At 60.3% G+C, this 19114-nt stretch carries 15 protein-coding genes; 1 reads left to right on the top strand and 14 read right to left on the bottom strand.

All coding sequences use genetic code 11. From position 1 onward, the window contains the following. Positions 1-166: 166 nt before the first annotated feature. From fusA to rpsL, 3 genes are all read right to left on the bottom strand, one after another. Positions 167-2293 carry an elongation factor G gene (fusA, locus tag ACGYK4_RS17145; RefSeq protein ID WP_394457527.1) on the bottom strand — a complete coding sequence of 709 codons (2127 nt, stop codon included), beginning with the start codon at positions 2291-2293 and terminating at the stop codon, positions 167-169. 65 nt (positions 2294-2358) lie between these two features. Beyond that, positions 2359-2829, bottom strand: a complete 471-nt coding sequence (rpsG, locus tag ACGYK4_RS17140) for a 30S ribosomal protein S7 (protein WP_067267956.1) — start codon at positions 2827-2829, stop codon at positions 2359-2361. 87 nt (positions 2830-2916) lie between these two features. Then, positions 2917-3288: a 30S ribosomal protein S12 gene (rpsL, locus tag ACGYK4_RS17135; protein ID WP_007118826.1), complete on the bottom strand. Its 372-nt coding sequence runs from the start codon at positions 3286-3288 to the stop codon at positions 2917-2919. A gap of 401 nt (positions 3289-3689) precedes the next feature. On the opposite strand from rpsL, the gene ACGYK4_RS17130 reads away from it, so the two are divergent. Further along, positions 3690-4493, top strand: coding sequence for a putative rhamnosyl transferase (locus ACGYK4_RS17130; RefSeq protein WP_394457526.1), 804 nt, complete (start codon positions 3690-3692; stop codon positions 4491-4493). Here the strand turns inward: ACGYK4_RS17130 and ACGYK4_RS17125 are convergent. The 11 genes from ACGYK4_RS17125 to ACGYK4_RS17075 form a co-directional block, all read right to left on the bottom strand. Beyond that, positions 4466-5353, bottom strand: a complete 888-nt coding sequence (locus tag ACGYK4_RS17125; protein WP_394457525.1) for a DMT family transporter — start codon at positions 5351-5353, stop codon at positions 4466-4468. The genes ACGYK4_RS17130 and ACGYK4_RS17125 overlap by 28 nt on opposite strands. Positions 5354-5463: 110 nt before the next feature. Next, entirely contained in the window at positions 5464-5868 is a 405-nt protein-coding gene (locus ACGYK4_RS17120; protein ID WP_067267950.1) for a two-component system response regulator, read from the bottom strand. Positions 5869-6048: 180 nt separating this feature from the next. Continuing rightward, on the bottom strand, positions 6049-10299 hold the full coding sequence (rpoC, locus tag ACGYK4_RS17115; RefSeq protein ID WP_394457524.1) for a DNA-directed RNA polymerase subunit beta': 4251 nt from the start codon (positions 10297-10299) through the stop codon (positions 6049-6051). A gap of 94 nt (positions 10300-10393) precedes the next feature. Further along, a complete protein-coding gene (gene rpoB / locus ACGYK4_RS17110; protein WP_394457523.1) occupies positions 10394-14530 on the bottom strand; it encodes a DNA-directed RNA polymerase subunit beta in 4137 nt (1378 codons plus the stop codon). A 243-nt stretch (positions 14531-14773) separates the two neighbouring features. After that, positions 14774-15145 (bottom strand): 50S ribosomal protein L7/L12, encoded by a 372-nt coding sequence (gene rplL, locus ACGYK4_RS17105; protein ID WP_067267945.1) that lies wholly within the window; start codon positions 15143-15145, stop codon positions 14774-14776. Positions 15146-15219: 74 nt separating this feature from the next. Beyond that, entirely contained in the window at positions 15220-15735 is a 516-nt protein-coding gene (gene rplJ, locus ACGYK4_RS17100) for a 50S ribosomal protein L10 (RefSeq protein ID WP_067267943.1), read from the bottom strand. A gap of 272 nt (positions 15736-16007) precedes the next feature. Further along, on the bottom strand, positions 16008-16706 hold the full coding sequence (rplA, locus tag ACGYK4_RS17095; RefSeq protein ID WP_168612833.1) for a 50S ribosomal protein L1: 699 nt from the start codon (positions 16704-16706) through the stop codon (positions 16008-16010). 1 nt (position 16707) lies between these two features. Further along, positions 16708-17133: a 50S ribosomal protein L11 gene (gene rplK, locus ACGYK4_RS17090; RefSeq protein ID WP_067267940.1), complete on the bottom strand. Its 426-nt coding sequence runs from the start codon at positions 17131-17133 to the stop codon at positions 16708-16710. A 144-nt stretch (positions 17134-17277) separates the two neighbouring features. Beyond that, positions 17278-17811, bottom strand: a complete 534-nt coding sequence (nusG, locus tag ACGYK4_RS17085; protein WP_067264099.1) for a transcription termination/antitermination protein NusG — start codon at positions 17809-17811, stop codon at positions 17278-17280. Between the two features lie 207 nt (positions 17812-18018). Further along, positions 18019-18216 carry a preprotein translocase subunit SecE gene (gene secE, locus ACGYK4_RS17080; protein ID WP_007118815.1) on the bottom strand — a complete coding sequence of 66 codons (198 nt, stop codon included), beginning with the start codon at positions 18214-18216 and terminating at the stop codon, positions 18019-18021. A 76-nt stretch (positions 18217-18292) separates the two neighbouring features. Continuing rightward, positions 18293-18652 carry a hypothetical protein gene (locus tag ACGYK4_RS17075; protein WP_394434438.1) on the bottom strand — a complete coding sequence of 120 codons (360 nt, stop codon included), beginning with the start codon at positions 18650-18652 and terminating at the stop codon, positions 18293-18295. Between the last annotated feature and the right edge of the window lie 462 nt (positions 18653-19114).

The following is a 19114-nucleotide window of genomic DNA, read 5'->3' as shown; positions in this document are numbered from 1 at the left end:
TACCGTGGTCAACGTGGCCGATCGTGCCGATGTTGACGTGCGGTTTGGTGCGTTCAAACTTTGCCTTTGCCATGGTGTTGGCTCCTTTTGGTCTTTCTCAATGGTGTATGCGCAGCACACACCCAACGATTTGGGTCGGCGCGCGGTTTCCCACGCGCCGATTTCCTTAAGCGAACTTGGCCTGAATCTCGTCCGAGATGTTCTGCGGCACGGGTTCGTAGTGGTCGAACTGCATGGTGAAGTTCGCACGACCCGACGACATCGAACGCAGGGTGTTGATGTAGCCGAACATGTTGGCCAGCGGTACGAAGGCGTCGATCGCGATGGCATTGCCGCGCGTATCTTGACCCTGCACCTGACCACGACGGGATGTCAGGTCACCGATGATGCCACCGGTGTACTCTTCCGGGGTCACAACTTCGACCTTCATGATCGGTTCCAGCAGCTTGGCGCCAGCTTTCTTCATGCCTTCACGCATACCCATACGGGCGGCGATTTCGAAGGCAAGAACACTGGAGTCCACGTCGTGGAACTTACCGTCGATCAGGGCAACCTTGAAGTCGATGACCGGGAAGCCCGCCAGCGGACCAGAGTCCAGAACCGACTTGATACCCTTTTCCACGCCCGGGATGTATTCCTTGGGAATGGCACCACCGACGATGCGGCTCTCAAAGGAGTAACCTTCGCCCGGCTCGGTCGGCGTCAGGATCATCTTGACCTCACCGAACTGACCCGAACCACCCGACTGCTTCTTGTGGGTGTAGGTGATTTCGGCTTCGCGGCTGATGGTCTCACGGTAGGCAACCTGAGGCGCACCGATGTTTGCTTCAACCTTGAACTCACGCTTCAGACGGTCGACGAGGATGTCGAGGTGAAGTTCGCCCATGCCCTTCATGATGGTCTGACCGGATTCCAGATCGGTCTCGACGCGGAAGGAGGGGTCCTCGGCGGCCAGACGGGCCAGACCTGCAGACATCTTTTCCTGGTCGGCCTTGGTCTTCGGCTCGACCGCGATCTCGATCACCGGATCGGGGAAGGTCATGGTTTCGAGGACGACCGGATCGTTCTGCGCGCAGAGCGTGTCACCGGTGGTGGTGTCCTTAAGACCCGCCAGCGCAATGATGTCGCCCGCGAAGGCTTCTTCGATTTCCTCGCGGTTGTTGGAGTGCATCATCATCATACGACCGACGCGCTCTTTCTTACCCTTGGTCGAGTTCAGAAGCGTGTCACCCTTGCGCAGAACGCCCGAGTAGATGCGGGTGAAGGTCAGCGAGCCGACGAAGGGGTCGTTCATGATTTTGAACGCAAGGCCCGAGAACGCCATGTCGTCATCCGCGCGGCGCGGGATGTTGCGGGTCTCGGTCTCGTCGCCCGGCTTGAAGCCCATGTAGTCGACAACGTCCAGCGGGCTGGGCAGATAGTCGATCACGGCGTTCAAGAGCGGCTGAACACCTTTGTTCTTGAAGGCGGAGCCACAGAGAACGGGGATGAATTTGATGGCCAAAGTACCCTTGCGGATCAGGTCGCGCAGGGTGTCGACGTCGGGCTCGGCGCCGTCCATCAGGTAGTTTTCCATCGCCTCGTCGTCCATCTCGACCGCGGTCTCGATGAGCTTGGCACGCCATTCGCCGGCGGTCTCTTTCAGGCTGTCACGGATTTCGCGCTGTTCCCAGGCGGCACCGAGGTCTTCACCGGCCCAGACCCATTCTTTCATGGTCACGAGGTCGACGATGCCTTCCAGCTCGTTCTCTGCGCCGATCGGGATCTGGATCGGAGCAGGCGTGGCGCCTGTGCGGTCCTTGATCATGTGCACGCAGTTGAAGAAGTCCGCGCCGATCTTGTCCATCTTGTTGACGAAAACGATACGCGGCACCTTGTAGCGGTCAGCCTGACGCCAGACGGTTTCGGTCTGCGGCTCAACACCGGCGTTGGCGTCGAGAACGGCAACCGCACCGTCGAGAACGGCCAGCGAACGCTCAACTTCGATGGTGAAGTCAACGTGGCCGGGGGTGTCGATGATGTTCATCCGGAACTTGGTGTCGGATGTCGCATCGGCTGTGGGCTCTTCCTGACGCTGCCAGAAAGTGGTGGTCGCGGCGGAGGTAATGGTGATGCCGCGCTCTTGTTCCTGCTCCATCCAGTCCATGGTTGCGGCGCCGTCGTGCACCTCACCAATGTTGTGGCTTTTGCCGGTGTAGAACAGGATGCGTTCGGAACAAGTGGTTTTACCGGCATCGATGTGAGCCATGATGCCGAAGTTGCGGTAGCGTTGGAGCGGATAGTCGCGTGCCATGGGGCTGCTTCCTCGAAAATATCAGTACGAACGGATCGCGCCCGAAACCGGGCGCGACGTTGAGATTACCAGCGGTAGTGGCTGAACGCTTTGTTCGCGTCGGCCATCTTGTGCGTATCTTCGCGCTTTTTAACAGCGGTACCACGGGACTGCACAGCGTCCAGCAGCTCGCCGGCAAGGCGTTCTTCCATGGTGTTTTCGTTACGCGCACGGGCGGCTTTGATCAACCAGCGGATCGCCAGCGCTTGACGACGCTCGGGGCGCACTTCGACGGGCACCTGATAGGTGGCACCACCAACGCGGCGCGAGCGCACTTCGACGGAAGGCTGGATGTTTTCCAGCGCTTCGTGGAACACTTCGATCGGCGCGCGCTTGATCTTGTCTTCGACGCGGGTCATCGCGTTGTAGACGATACGCTCGGCGACAGATTTCTTGCCGTCGATCATCAGGTTGTTCATGAATTTGGTGAGAACCAGATCGCCGTATTTGGCGTCTGGCAGGACTTCGCGTTTTTCAGCGGCGTGGCGGCGTGACATGTCAGTGTCTTCCTCTTGGCGGGTGGTGGGGCGCTGCCCCACCGAACATCGGGTGGATCGGCGGGGACGGGCCCCACCGGTGCGAGATTACTTCGGACGCTTCGCGCCGTACTTCGAACGACGCTGCTTACGGTCTTTGACGCCCTGCGTATCAAGAACACCGCGCAGGATGTGGTAACGCACACCCGGAAGGTCTTTCACACGACCGCCGCGGATCAGGACCACGGAGTGCTCCTGAAGGTTGTGGCTCTCACCCGGGATGTAGGAGATCACTTCGAACCCGTTGGTCAGGCGCACCTTGGCAACCTTACGCATCGCCGAGTTCGGCTTTTTCGGTGTGGTGGTGTACACGCGTGTGCAGACCCCGCGCTTTTGCGGGCACTCCTGCAGGTGCATGGATTTCGAACGTTTGACTTTCGGCTGCCGCGGCTTGCGGATCAGCTGTTGGATCGTTGGCATTCCGGTTATATCCCCGTATCGCTCAGATTGTGTACACGGGGGATCCCCCATGCGGCTAATTTCGGTTACTTCATGCGTCCACAAAGCAAAATGACCGCAACGTTCCCGTACCGAGGAAAACGACGCGGTGGGTTAACAGAGGATCGGGCCAGTAGTAGGCCGGATCGTGACCACTTCAGTTATGAGTTCGGACTGGCAGAGCGGCCTCCACCTCCGAGATAGCGGGCGTATAGAGCGTGGCGCGGGGCCTGTCAACAGGTGGGCGCCGGTCGGGTCGCGGAGGTTTGCCGGGTGATGGCCCGGCGCCTGCGGGTTGATTCCGTGTCCGGGTGCCACATTCCGCCCTTGCCACGCCCCTGCCCCGCTCGCCATAGTTCGGCGAAGGACAGAAGGAAACCTCCATGCAAGCGATCGGCCTTTGCCGCTTTTCCTACCCGGCTTTGGGCGGCTTTCAGGTCGGCCACGAGACCACCGAGGAACGCATCGCCTATCTCTATGACGCGGCCCGGCTCGAAGAACGTTTCCGCCTGCTCGAAACCGTCGCTTTGCCCTGCCTCAAGGCCCAAACCGACCGGGACTTCTCGATCGTCTTCGTCATCGGCGACCAGTTCCCGGCGCCCCACGCCCGACGCCTCGAATCGCTGCTGGCCGACTTGCCGCAGGCGGTTATTCACCGTGAGCCGCCGCGCAATCATCGGGAGGTGATGAAGGAGGTGCTGAACGCCGCGCGGATCAACCCGGCCGAGCCTTGCCTACAGTTCCGCTACGACGATGACGATGCGGTCTCGGTCGACTTCATTGCCCGGCTGCGCCAAACGGTCGCGCAAAGCGCGGGGCTGCTGAAAGGCCAGCGCTCCGTCGCCTTTGACTGGCCCAAGGGCTATGTCGCGGAATTCGGCCCGCAGGGCATCCGCGCCGCCGAAGTGTACCGCCCGCTCAACGTCGCCGCGCTGGCGATGTATGTGAAGGGGGGCAGCCCGGTCACCGTCATGAACTTCGCCCATGAGAAACTGCCGCGCTTCATGCCCTGCGTCAGCCTGCCCGATGCGGCGATGTTCGTGCGCAGCCACAACGGCTCGAACGATTCGCGGCAGGGGTTGGCGCGGCATGTGGAAGTGGCCCCGCTGGATGCCGAAGGCGAAGCGCTGTTTCAGGAACGGTTCGCCATCGACCAAGCTCAGGTGCGGCGCGTCTTCTCGGCCTGAACCTTCAACTTCCGCTCGCGGTAGAGGGTGAAGACCCCCGTGGCCACCACGATCCCCGCGCCGATAAGGGTCAAGGCCCCCGGCCAGTCACCAAAGACGACCCAGCCCAGCAAGAGCGCCCAAAGCAGGCCGGTGTAGCGAAACGGCGCGATGAAGCCGATATCGCCCACCCGCATCACTTGGATCGAGAAGAAATAGCCGCCTAGCACAAAGACTCCTGAGCCGCCGATCAGCGCGGCGACCGAGGGCGTCACCGGGGCCCAAGGCGCGCTCAGCGACGCCAAACCCGCCGCCGTCATCACCGACAGGGCGGTCACCAAGGTCACGGTCATCGAGGGTACCGCCGGTGACAAGGCGCGGGTCGACAGGTCACGGACCGTCACGCAGAGCACGGCGATCAGAACGTAGAGCGACCAGATATTGAACCCTTCCGCCCCCGGTTTGACGATCAACAGCACCCCGCAGAAACCAATGCCGATGGCGACCAAACGCCGCCAGCCGACCGCCTGCCGGAACACCAGCGCCGCCGCCAGCGTCACCGAAAGCGGCACGACTTGAAGGATGGCGGTGACATTCGCCAAAGGCATGTTGAACAACGCGGTGAGAAAGAAATAAGCCGCCGCGATCTCGGCCACCGAGCGTAGGCCGATGACCTGCCAGTCCCGCGCTTGAAGCCGAAAATCGATCCGACCAAGCTGCCGACTAAGGGCCAAGATCAGGACCGAAGTCGTCACCCCGCGCAGGAACAACAGCTGAAACAGGGGCAGCGCCCCGTCGGTCATTTTGAGCAGCGTGTCGTTAAACGTGAAACAGGCCATCGAGGCGATCATCAGCAGCGCGCCGATGGTATTGGGGGACATGAAAGCGCTCCGGGAAAATGGTGCGGCTTATATCACTGCCGCCCCTGAATGACTGGCAGCGGCTGCGGGGGCTGTCAAGAACGGCGGCTCGCGCCGCCCAGATCGGCGCTCTACTGGTTCGAAGCCTGCGCCACCGGCTGCTGCTGGCTGGCCAGCAGATTACGCACAGTGCTGCGCAGCAACCCCGGCTCGACCGGCTTTTGCATCACCGTGGCCGCCAAATCGCGGAAGGCGTCATAGACCTCAAGATCGCGGGTGCGCCCGCTGAGAAATATGATCGGCGTCCCGGCGATGGCCGGATTCTCGCCGAACCGATGGGCCAGTTCCAACCCGCCCATATCCGGCATGGAAATATCGCTGATGATCAGGTCAGGCTTGAGATCATCAACCACCGCCAGCGCATCGCGGGCGTTCAGGCAGGAGACAAAGCTCAGCGACCTGTCGTCGGAAAAGATCATCTTGACCAGTTCCAGAACAATCGGGTCGTCGTCGATATGTAGAATGCGGGACGTCATCAAAGCACCTTACGACGGTTAAGCTTTTGCAAACCTATTCGGACTATGTGGCGGATATAAGGCTTTGGCCTCAGAAACCAGCCCCCCGGGGCGGTGTCTGGCCGCGGCATTTGCCCACCCCATAAAAAAGCCCCCGCAGCGTCACTGCGGGGGCTTTTGTTCTTCAATGAGGTGCTGCGATCAATCGCGGCTCTCGTCGTCACCGACCGGCGTGTTGAACACATCGCCACCGACGATGTCGTCCTCCACAGAGGCTTCCGGGGCGGCCAGACGGGCGGCGGCTTCGGCCTCTTCGCGGCGCGCTTCGATCACGACGTTGTCGCGGTCTGTCGCCACTTTGCGCATCGCCTGCGTCGCGCCACCGGTCCCGGCGGGGATCAGACGGCCCACGATGACGTTCTCTTTCAGACCGACCAGCTTGTCCCGCTTGCCCTGAACCGAGGCTTCGGTCAGCACGCGCGTGGTTTCCTGGAACGAGGCGGCCGAGATGAAGCTGCGGGTCTGCAGCGACGCCTTGGTGATGCCCAAGAGGATCGGTTCGCCCTTGGCAGGACGGCCACCTTTCGACAGGGCCTTCTCGTTGGCCTGATCGAATTCCTGCTTGTCGACGTGTTCGCCCTTGAGCAGCGTGGTGTCGCCGCTTTCCTGGATTTCCCACTTCTGCAGCATCTGACGCACGATGACTTCGATGTGTTTGTCGTTAATCTTCACACCCTGCAGGCGGTAAACGTCCTGCACCTCGTCAATCATATACTCGGCCAAGGCTTCAACGCCCATGATCGCGAGGATGTCGTGCGGCGCGGGGTTGCCGTCCATGATGTAGTCGCCCTTCTGCACGAAGTCGCCTTCGGCCACGGGGATGTGTTTCCCCTTGGGCACCATGTATTCAACCTTCACGTCCGGATCATCCGAGCTTTCAATCGCGATGCGGCGCTTGTTCTTGTAGTCCTTGCCAAAGCGGACATAGCCGTCGATTTCCGCGATGATGGCGTGGTCTTTGGGGCGACGTGCCTCAAAGAGTTCGGCCACACGCGGCAGACCACCAGTAATGTCCTTGGTTTTGGCACCTTCACGCGGGATACGCGCGATGATGTCACCGGCCTGAACTTGCGTCTGGTCTTCGACCGAAAGAACCGCATCGACCGACATCGGATAGGTCACCGGGTTGCCCGCATCGTTGCGGACCGGTTCGCCATCTTCACCCACCAAGATGATCTCGGGCTTGAGCTCGTTGCCCTTGGGGGCCGCGCGCCAGTCGATCACGATCTTCTGGGTCATGCCGGTAGCTTCGTCGGTGTCTTCCTTGACCGCGATGCCCGACACCAGGTCGACGTATTTGGTCGTACCGGGTTTCTCGGCGATGATCGGCAGGGTGTAAGGGTCCCATTCGAACAGCTTGTCACCGCGCGCCACGTCGTCGCCTTCTTTGACGTGCAGCTTGGTGCCGTAGCCGATCTTGTGGCTGGCCCGCTCCTCACCATTCTCATCGACGATCAACAGCTTCATGTTCCGGCCCATGACGAGCACTTCACCGGCGCTGTTCTCAAGCGTCTGTGCGTTCTCGAAAGCGACCTTGCCCGACTGGCTGGCCTCAAGGAAGGACTGCTGACCACCCTGCGCAACACCGCCGATGTGGAAGGTCCGCATCGTCAGCTGTGTACCGGGTTCACCAATCGACTGGGCCGCGATGATGCCAACGGCCTCACCTTGGTTGACCAGCGTGCCGCGCGCGAGGTCACGGCCATAGCACATGGCGCAGACGCCCTCTTCGGCATCACAGGTCAGCGGGCTGCGGATCCGTGCGGACTGCACGCCAGCCTCGTCGATGGCATCCGACATGCGCTCGTCGATCAGCGTCCCCGCCGGGACGAGCACGTCGTCGGTGCCCGGCACGAGGATGTCGTCCGCCGCCACACGGCCCAGCAGACGCTCGGCCAGCGAAGAGACAACCTCACCATCGTTGACAGCCGCTTCGGCGGTGATCGCGGTTTCGGTGCCGCAGTCATGCTCGCGCACGATGCAGTCTTGCGCCACGTCCACCAGACGGCGTGTCAGGTAACCGGAGTTCGCTGTTTTCAGAGCGGTATCCGACAGACCTTTCCGCGCACCGTGTGTCGAGTTGAAGTACTCGAGAACGGTCAGACCTTCTTTAAAGTTCGAGATAATCGGCGTCTCGATGATGTCGCCGTTCGGCTTCGCCATCAAGCCGCGCATCCCGCCCAGCTGTTTCATCTGCGTGACCGAGCCACGAGCACCGGAGTGAGCCATCATGTAGACCGAGTTCGGCTCTTTCTCGGAACCGTTCTCATGGTGAGTCACGGCGGAGATGGAGCCCATCATCGCCTCGGTTACCTTGTCGTTACACTTCGACCATGCATCGACGACTTTGTTGTACTTTTCACCCTGAGTGATCAGGCCGTCCATATACTGCTGTTCAAAGTCCTTCACCTGCTCGCGGGTTTCTTCAACCAGCGGCCATTTGGTGTCGGGGATCAGCATGTCGTCCTTGCCGAAGGAGATGCCCGCTTTGAAAGCTTCGCGGAAACCCATGGTCATGATCTGGTCACAGAAGATGACCGACTCTTTCTGACCGCAGTAACGGTAGACGGTGTCGATGACCTGCTGCACTTCTTTCTTGCGCAGCAGACGGTTGACCAGATCAAACGGCGCTTTGGCGTTCAGCGGCAGAAGCGCACCAAGACGGATACGACCGGGGGTCGTGTCAAAGCGCATCATCACTTCGTTGCCTTCAGCGTCGATCTGTTTGATCCGCGCCTTGATCTTCGAGTGCAGGTGAACCGCACCGGCGTCGAGGGCGTGCTGCACCTCGTCGACGGAGCCGAAGACCATGCCTTCGCCAACCATGCCTTCACGCTCAAGAGTCGTGTAGTAGAGACCCAAGATCATATCCTGCGACGGCACGATGATCGGCGCGCCGTTCGCGGGCGACAGAACGTTGTTCGTGGACATCATCAGAACACGCGCTTCCAGCTGGGCTTCCAGCGAGAGCGGGACGTGAACGGCCATCTGGTCACCGTCGAAGTCGGCGTTAAAGGCCGAGCAGACCAGCGGGTGCAGCTGGATCGCCTTGCCTTCGATCAGGACGGGTTCAAACGCCTGAATGCCAAGACGGTGCAGCGTCGGCGCGCGGTTGAGCATGACGGGGTGTTCACGGATCACCTCATCCAGAATGTCCCAAACCTCGGGACGCTCTTTCTCGACCAACTTCTTCGCCTGCTTCACGGTGGAGGACAGACCTTTGGCCTCAAGCCGCGAGTAGATGAACGGCTTGAAGAGTTCCAAGGCCATCTTCTTAGGCAGACCACATTGGTGCAGCTTCAACTCCGGGCCGGTCACAATGACCGAACGGCCGGAAAAGTCGACGCGCTTACCCAAAAGGTTCTGACGGAAGCGACCCTGCTTACCTTTCAGCATGTCCGAGAGCGACTTCAGCGGGCGCTTGTTGGCACCGGTGATGACGCGGCCACGGCGGCCGTTGTCGAACAGAGCATCGACGGATTCCTGCAGCATCCGCTTTTCGTTGCGGACGATGATGTCAGGCGCGCGCAGTTCGATCAGACGCTTCAAACGGTTGTTCCGGTTGATCACGCGGCGGTAGAGGTCGTTGAGGTCAGACGTCGCGAAGCGGCCACCGTCCAGCGGCACCAGCGGGCGCAGCTCGGGCGGGATAACCGGGATCACGGTCATGACCATCCACTCCGGACGGTTGCCGGATTCAAGGAAACTCTCGACCACTTTCAGACGTTTGATGATCTTCTTGGGCTTCAGCTCGCCTGTCGCCTCTTTCAGATCGGCGCGCAGGTTCTCGGCTTCGGCTTCAAGGTCGATCGCCGCCAGCATTTCGCGGATCGCTTCGGCGCCGATGTTGGCGGTGAAAGCGTCCATGCCATAGGCGTCTTGCGCGTCCATGTATTCTTCTTCGGTCATCATCTGACCGTATTGAAGATCGGTGAGGCCCGGCTCGATCACCACGTAGTTCTCGAAGTAGAGCACGCGCTCCAGATCACGCAGGGTCATGTCCAGCATCAGGCCGATGCGCGAGGGCAGCGATTTGAGGAACCAGATGTGGGCCACCGGCGAGGCCAGCTCGATGTGGCCCATACGCTCACGGCGGACTTTCTGCAGCGTGACTTCCACACCGCATTTCTCGCAGACGACGCCGCGATACTTCATGCGCTTATATTTGCCGCAGAGGCATTCGTAGTCTTTGATCGGGCCAAAGATACGCGCGCAGAACAGGCCGTCACGCTCGGGCTTGAACGTACGGTAGTTGATGGTTTCCGGCTTCTTGATCTCACCGAAGGACCAGCTCAGGATCCGCTCGGGCGAGGCCAAGGAGACCTTGATCTCGTCAAACGCTTTTTGCGGCGTCAGCGGGTTGAACGGGTTGTTTGACAGTTCCTGGTTCATTTTCAAATCCTTGAAAGGGGTGCGTTGGGAGTGAGGGGTGCCGTTTTCTTTGAAAGAAAACGGTCCGGAATTTTTGAAAAATTCCGTCTATGCCTCACTCATCCTCCTCCGCATCCAGGAGTTCCATATTCAGGCCGAGGCCGCGCACTTCCTTGACGAGAACGTTAAAGCTCTCAGGAATGCCCGCTTCGAAGTTATCCTCGCCCTTGACGATGCTTTCATAGACCTTGGTCCGGCCCGCGACGTCATCCGACTTGACGGTCAGCATTTCCTGCAGGGTATAGGCGGCGCCATAGGCCTCCAGAGCCCAGACCTCCATCTCCCCGAAGCGCTGGCCACCGAACTGCGCCTTACCACCCAGCGGCTGCTGTGTGACGAGGGAGTACGGCCCGGTCGAACGCGCGTGGATCTTGTCGTCCACCAGGTGGTGCAGCTTCAGCAGGTACTTCACGCCGACGGTCACCGGGCGCGCGAACTGCTCGCCTGTCCGACCATCGAAGAGCACCGACTGACCGGAGGTGTCGAACCCGGCCCGCTTGAGGCTGTCGTTCACGTCCGCTTCCTTGGCGCCGTCGAAGACCGGTGTGGCGATCGGCACGCCGCGGCGTACGTTGTCGGCCGCTTCCAGCAGCGTATCCTCGTCCATGCCGGTGATGCCTTCTTCGTAGACATCCTCGCCATAAGCCAGGTGCATCGCTTCGCGCACCGGTGTCAGGTCGCCCGAACGACGGTATTCCTGCAGCGCCTCGTCGACGTTCAGGCCCAGACCGCGTGCGGCCCAGCCCATGTGCGTCTCGAGAATCTGACCGACGTTCATACGCGACGGCACGCCGAGCGGGTTGAGGCAGAAGTCGACCGGGGTACCATCGGCGAGGAACGGCATGTCCTCCATCGGCACCACTTTCGAAATCACACCCTTGTTCCCGTGACGACCGGCCATCTTGTCGCCCGGCTGCAGCTTACGCTTCACCGCCACGAAGACCTTGACCATCTTCATCACGCCCGGGGGCAGGTCGTCGCCACGGCGGACTTTCTCGACCTTGTCCTCGAAACGCGCATCCAAGGTCCGTTTCTGGATCTCGTACTGCTCGTTCAGGGCTTCGACGATCTTGGCGTCATCCTCGTCTTCAAGGGCCAGCTGCCACCACTGACCGCGGGTCAGGGTTTCCAGCAGTTCCTCGGTGATCTGGCTGTTCGCCTTGACACCTTTCGGACCTTTCACGGCGACCTTGCCGACGATCATGTCCTTGAGGCGCGCGTAGATGTTGCGATCGAGGATCGCCAGCTCGTCGTCCCGGTCACGGGCCAGACGTTCAACTTCCTCACGCTCGATCTGCAGCGCACGCTCGTCTTTCTCGACGCCGTGACGGTTGAAGACACGCACTTCGACAACAGTGCCGAAATCGCCCGGCTTCACACGCAACGAGGTGTCGCGCACGTCAGAGGCTTTCTCCCCGAAGATGGCGCGCAGAAGCTTTTCTTCCGGCGTCATCGGGCTTTCGCCCTTCGGTGTGATCTTACCCACAAGGATGTCGCCCGGCTCCACGTCCGCACCGATATACACGATACCGGCTTCGTCGAGGTTGCGCAGAGCTTCCTCGCCGACGTTCGGGATGTCGCGGGTGATCTCTTCTGGCCCAAGCTTCGTGTCACGCGCGGCGACTTCGAATTCCTCAATGTGGATTGAGGTGAAGACGTCGTCACGGGAAATCCGCTCGGAGATCAGGATGGAGTCTTCGTAGTTGTAGCCATTCCACGGCATGAAGGCGACGACGACGTTCTTGCCGAGCGCCAGTTCCCCCATGTCGGTGGACGGACCATCCGCGATGACCTGACCTTTTGTGACCTTCTCACCCACTTTCACCAGCGGACGCTGGTTGATGCAGGTGTTCTGGTTCGAGCGCTGGAACTTGCGCATGCGGTAGATGTCCACGCCTGCGTCGCCCAGTTCAAGGTCTTCGGTGGCCCGGATCACGATACGCGAGGCATCGACTTGGTCGATGATACCCGCGCGGCGTGCCGTGTAGGCAGCGCCAGAGTCACGTGCCACAACTTCTTCGATGCCGGTGCCGACGAGCGGCGCTTCGGCTTGCAGAAGCGGTACGGCCTGACGTTGCATGTTCGAGCCCATGAGAGCGCGGTTGGCGTCGTCGTTTTCAAGGAAGGGGATCAGCGAGGCAGCGACCGAGACCAACTGCTTCGGGCTCACGTCGATCAGGTCCACGTTCTCGGTCGGTGCCAGCGTGTAGTCGCCGGACTGACGGGTCGAGACCATCTCGTTCACGAACTTCATGTCGTCGTCGAGGTTGGCGTTCGCCTGCGCCACGGTGTGACGCATTTCCTCGGTCGCGGACATGTAGTGCACTTCGTCGGTGACGGTGCTGTCTTTGACAACGCGGTAAGGCGTTTCGATGAAGCCGTATTTATTCACGCGGGCAAAGGTGGCCAGCGAGTTGATCAGACCGATGTTCGGACCTTCCGGCGTTTCAATCGGGCACATCCGACCATAGTGTGTCGGGTGCACGTCGCGCACCTCGAAGCCCGCACGTTCACGGGTCAGACCGCCCGGCCCAAGCGCCGAAAGACGACGCTTGTGCGTCACCTCCGACAGCGGGTTGGTTTGGTCCATGAACTGCGACAGCTGCGAGGAGCCGAAGAATTCACGCACCGCAGCAGCCGCTGGCTTGGCGTTGATCAGGTCCTGCGGCATCACGGTGTCGATCTCGACGGAAGACATCCGCTCCTTGATCGCGCGCTCCATACGCAGCAGGCCGACGCGGTACTGATTTTCCATCAGCTCGCCAACGGAACGCACACGACGGTTGCCGAGGTGGTCAATGTCGTCAATGTCGCCGCGGCCATCGCGGAGGTCCACCAGCGCCTTGATGCAGGCGACGATATCGTCACGGTCCAGCGTGCGCTGCGTGTCGGGCTTGTCGAGTGCCAGACGCATGTTCATCTTCACGCGGCCCACAGCCGAGAGGTCGTAACGCTCGCTATCGAAGAACAGCGTGTCGAAGAGCGCGGAGGCGGCCTCGACGGTGGGCGGCTCGCCCGGGCGCATGACGCGGTAGATGTCCATGAGCGCGGTGTCGCGGTTCATGTTCTTGTCCATCGCCATGGTGTTGCGCATGTAGGGGCCGACGTTAACGTTGTCGATGTCCAGCAGCGGAATTTCGGTGATGCCGGCGTCGATCAGCTCCTTCGCGGTGCCGCCGATCAGCGTGCCGTCCTTGTCGTATTCCAGCGTCAACTCGTCACCGGCCTCGACGTAGATAGCACCGGTTTCCTCGTTGATGATGTCACGCGCGACGAACTTGCCGACGATGTGGTCGAACGGCAGCAGCAGTTCCTTGACCTTGCCTTCGTCGAGCAGCTTCTTGACCGCACGGGGGGTGACCTTTTTGCCGGCCTCGAAAAGGATCTCGCCGGTGTTGGCGTCGATCAGATCGTAGGTCGGACGGGTGCCGCGCACGCGGTCGGGGAAGAAGGGCGCAACCCAACCCTTGTTCTTCTCCAGCTTGAAGGTGACGGTGTTGTAATAGGCATTCATGATGCCTTCTTGGTCCAGCCCCAGGGCATAGAGCAGGGTCGTTACCGGCAGCTTGCGGCGACGGTCGATGCGGGCATAGACGATGTCCTTGGCGTCGAACTCGAAGTCCAGCCAGGAGCCGCGGTAGGGAATGATGCGGCAGGCGAAGAGCAGCTTGCCCGAGGAGTGGGTCTTGCCCTTGTCGTGGTCAAAGAACACGCCCGGGGAGCGGTGCATCTGGGAGACGATCACACGCTCGGTGCCGTTGACGACGAAGGTGCCGTTCGGGGTCATCAGGGGCATGTCACCCATGAAGACGTCCTGCTCCTTGATGTCCTTGACGGACTTGGCGCCGGTGTCCTCGTCCACATCGAACACGATGAGGCGCAGGGTCACTTTCAGCGGCGCGCTGTAGGTCATGTCGCGCTGCTGGCATTCCTCAACGTCGTACTTGGGCTTTTCCAGCTCGTACTTGACGTATTCGAGTACCGAAGTTTCGTTAAAGTCCTTGATCGGGAAGACCGACTGGAAAACGCCCGTGATCCCCTCACCATCGGTGGGGGTCTCGGCGTCGCCGGAATTCAGGAACAAATCATAGGAGGATTTCTGAACCTCGATGAGGTTCGGCATCTCCAGCACTTCGCGGATCTTGCCGTAATATTTACGCAGACGTTTCTGGCCAAGGAAGGATTGTGCCATGTGTCGTGTCACCTTTCGTGTCTCTCGCCGAGCGCATCAACCACCGGGGCCGTGGTGCGCGCCCATAAGAGCGGAAAATCCGGGTCAATTCTTGGAATGCGTCCCACTGCACCCCTTCCGACCTTGGACCTCTCCAGAGAAATGCTCCCGCGGGGAACATTCGTCAAAACAGGTCAGGCTGGACAGGAAAATTCCCGTCCAGCCCTTGTTCATGCGTGGTGCGTGAGGACACGCACCTCTGGCTTAGGCCAGCTCGACTTCGGCGCCAGCTGCTTCCAGCTTGCCTTTGATGTCTTCGGCTTCGGCTTTGTCGACGCCTTCTTTGATCTTGCCACCGGCTTCGACCAGGTCTTTGGCTTCTTTCAGGCCGAGACCTGTGATGCCGCGGACTTCCTTGATCACGTTGATCTTGGATGCGCCGGCGTTCTTCAGAACGACGTCGAATTCGGTCTTTTCTTCTTCGGCAGCGCCACCTTCAGCAGGGCCGGCCATCATCACTGCGCCGCCAGCGGCGGGCTCGATGCCGTACTCGTCTTTCAGGATGGTTTTCAGTTCTTGTGCTTCAAGCAGAGTCAGACCAACGATGTCTTCTGCCAGTTTTTTCAGATCAGCCATGTTTAGCTCTTTCCGTTACGATATGTGTGTTCCAACGCGCGTGTTCAACCCGTGCGCCAGTTTGACGATTTGCCTTACGCAGCCGCCTTGTCCTCGATGGTGGACAAGATGGATGCGATGTTGCTTGCAGGTGCGCCAATGGCCCCGGCGATGTTCGAAGCAGGTGCGCCAAGCATGCCCGCGATGGAGGAGATAAGCTCCTCGCGCGAAGGCATTTTCGACACGGCTTCGACACCGGCGGCGTCCAACGCGTTCTCACCCATTGCGCCGCCGAGGATAACAAGCTTGCTGTTTTCCTTGGCGAACTCCTGAGCAACCTTGGCCGCAGCCACAGGATCCTCAGAATAGGTCAGAACGGTCATACCCGTCAGAAGGTCAGCAATGCTTTCGCATGGCTTGCCCTCAAGGGCGATCTTGGCGAGCCTGTTTTTGGCAACACGCACGGCCCCGCCGGCTGCGCGTGCGCGCGCCCGAAGGTCCTGCATTTCGGCAACTGTCAAACCGACGTAGTGGCTAACCACAACGACGCCAGAGCTTTCAAAGATTTGGCCGAGTTCGTCGACCAACTGTTCTTTTTGTGCTCTATCCACAGTTTCACTCCAAATTTGGGGGTTGCCCCCCGGCTCAGTTCAGGATGCGGTCTTCTGCACCCCATTCGGGTCCAATGTCAGGGTCCCGGCCAAAACCGCCCGAAGGCAGGAATTTCCGGTTTCCCATCTCAGGAAGGAATTATTCAGGCCGTGGCCCAAACCCTCCGTCTCGGACAGACGCGCGGACCGATCTTCTGGTCCTTGCGTATCTGGCGACCGAAGCCGCCAAATCTCGGGTCGTAAGGTGGGAGGCTGGCCCCCACCCCACAGGATCACTCGGCGGTCGCGTTCTCGACAGCGACCGACACGCCCGGGCCCATTGTGGAGCTCAGGTTGATCTTTTTCATGTAGGTGCCTTTGGCACCGGCCGGCTTGGCTTTGGACACGGCGCCGACGAAGGCACGGATGTTCTCAACCAGCTTGGCTTCGTCGAAGGACAGTTTGCCAACGCCTGCATGGACGACACCGCCCTTTTCGGCTTTGAACTGAACTTCACCACCCTTGGCCGCTTTCACGGCGTCGGCGACGTCCATGGTCACGGTGCCAACCTTGGGGTTCGGCATCAGGTTGCGGGGGCCAAGCACTTTACCCAGACGGCCAACGATCGGCATCATGTCGGGTGTCGCGATGCAACGATCAAAGTCGATCTTGCCGGACTGCACGGTTTCCATCAGGTCTTCTGCGCCAACGATATCTGCGCCAGCCTTCTCGGCTTCTTCAGCTTTCGCGCCACGTGCGAAGACAGCAACGCGCATGGTTTTGCCGGTGCCGTTGGGCAGGCCAACAACGCCGCGGACCATCTGGTCTGCGTGACGCGGGTCAACACCGAGGTTCATCGCGATCTCGATGGTTTCGTCGAACTTCGCGGTGGCGTTCGCTTTGATGAGGCTTACCGCTTCTTCGACGGTGATCTCTTCTTTGCCAGCAAAAGCTTCACGGGCGGCGCGGGTGCGTTTTCCAAGTTTTGCCATCTTACTTCACCTCGATGCCCATGGACTTCGCGGAGCCCAGGATGATTTTCATCGCCGCTTCCACGTCGTTCGCGGACAGGTCGGCGGCTTTTGCTTCTGCGATCTCGCGCAGCTGCTTGGTGGTCACGGTGCCGACAGTCTCACGGCTCGGCGTTTTCGCGCCGGAGTTCACCTTGGCAGCTTTCTTCAGGTAGTAGGACGCCGGGGGCGTCTTGATGTCCATGGTGAAGGACTTGTCCTGATAGTAGCTGATCACGGTGGGGCACGGTGCGCCCGGCTCCATGTCTGCGGTCTTGGCGTTGAACGCCTTGCAGAATTCCATGATGTTGATGCCGCGCTGACCGAGGGCGGGACCCACGGGCGGGGACGGGTTTGCTTGACCCGCTTTAACTTGCAACTTCATCGTACCGACGAGTTTCTTGGCCATTGGCCTTCTCCTTTCAACACCCTTGGGGCGCGCCCCGCGGGTTCTTCGTTGCGTGGTGCGGGCCTAGACGCCGCGACGCCCGTCCCTCCCACAATGACCGACACCCTCAGATGCCGGGATGGCGGGGTGTACCCCGCCGCACACTCAGACCTGCTTGTTGACCTGAGTGAATTCCAATTCAACCGGGGTCTCCCGGCCAAAGATCGAGACCGAAACCTTGAGACGCTGGTTCTCGTCGTCCACCTCTTCGATCATGCCGTCGAAATCCTCAAACGGACCATCGGCGACCTTCACTTTCTCACCGACCTCGAAGTGGATCAGCGTGCGCGGCGCTTCTTCGCCTTCCTGCACGCGACCCAAGATCGCCTGAACCTCGGCATCGCGCATCGGCATCGGACGGCCCTGCGGTCCAAGGAAACCGGTGACGCGGTTGATCGAGTTGATCAGGTGATAGCCTGCGTCGGACATTTCCATATGCACCAGCACATAGCCGGGCATGAAGCGACGCTCGGTTGTCACCTTCTTGCCGCGCCGGACCTCGATCACCTCTTCGGTGGGCACCAGCACTTCGTCGATCTGGTCTTCAAGTTCCTGCTCGGCCACGGACGCGCGGATCTGCTCGGCGATCTTCTTTTCGAAGTTCGACAGGACACTGACCGAATACCACCGTTTTGCCATCTGAACTCTGGTCCCTGTCTTGCCATGCGGGCTGCCCCGGCATGAAATTCGTCAATTAACACGGGGGCCAAGCCCCGCAACATCTGAACAAAAAATCGGCGCGCAACTCGAATCGCCGCACGCCCTTTTCAGGTCAGGTCTGCGCAATAGCCCGCGCAGACGCAGGTTTCAAGGGTGTAAAGATAAAATCACCCATGCGGGCGGTGCTCAGCCGAACATCCCAAGGATCTGCTGCAAACCGCCGCGGATCAGGATATCGACAATCGCAAAGAAAACAGCTGTCAGTGCGGCAAGGATAAAGACCATCACCGTGGTCAGCATCACTTCGCGCTTTGTCGGCCAAACAACCTTTGCAACTTCGGTGCGAACCTGCTGGATGAACTGAAGCGGATTGGTGGTGGCCATGACATCTTTCCCTGTTGCCCGATTGGGCGGATGTAACGGGTCCGCCCCCTAGTTTCAAGACATCTTCGCGCGCGCCTCAGCCTTCCGGGTCGCGCAGACGATCGAACCGGCGGTCAAGCGCCGCGTCATGCCGCGCCTCTGCCGCTGCCATCTCGCCAAAGTCAGGAAGATACAGCCCGTCGACGGTGCCTTCGGGGAATCGGTCGAGCATGGCGTCCCATTTCATGGCGAAAGCATCCAAACGCGCATGAAGCGCCGCCGCACGCTCGGGCCGCCGCGCGGCATACCAGCGCCCAAGCGCCATCGCTCGCTGCCAAAACCCATCATAACCGAGGGCGAGGAAGACCCCCAACACGACAAACACTGTAACGAATAGCACGCCGAACACTAACCAAGGGCGCAGAACCATCGCCAGCGCTAGAAGGCTGAGGATCACCGCCCGGGCCGGAGGACGTTTCGCACGAATCCTATGGCGTGACGCCTTCCTAATTTTAACGTCAACGGCTTCCGGCTCCGGCAAATCCGGAAAAGCCACGCGCCCCGGCCGCCGAGGGGCCACCGGCGGCTCTGCCAGCCCCGAACCGGCGCGTGGGTCCGGAGCACTCTCCGCATCTGCCATGACATTCCGAATCGCAGACATCGCGGCGTGGTCCAAGTCGGACGAAGAAGTGGCAGCCTTATCAATGGGGGGCGTCATATCAGTCTCTCTACGCAGTTGCGAAAGAGTTACCGATCCATTGCGCCAAGTGAAGGGCGGAAAATAGACAGTTATTGGGCACCACTCCCCGCCCCCCTCAAACACAAAACCGCCGCAGCTATGAGCTGCGGCGGTTTTGTTAATCTGATCATCGTAGAGAGATACTGTAGTCTAGGAACTTATTAGGTTTGGCGATGACCT

It is taken from the genome of Sulfitobacter sp. 1A13368, from assembly GCF_043557275.1.
Lineage (GTDB): Bacteria > Pseudomonadota > Alphaproteobacteria > Rhodobacterales > Rhodobacteraceae > Sulfitobacter > Sulfitobacter faviae.
Note: the sequence above shows the minus strand (reverse complement) of the source record. Positions and strands in the feature narration are given on the sequence as shown.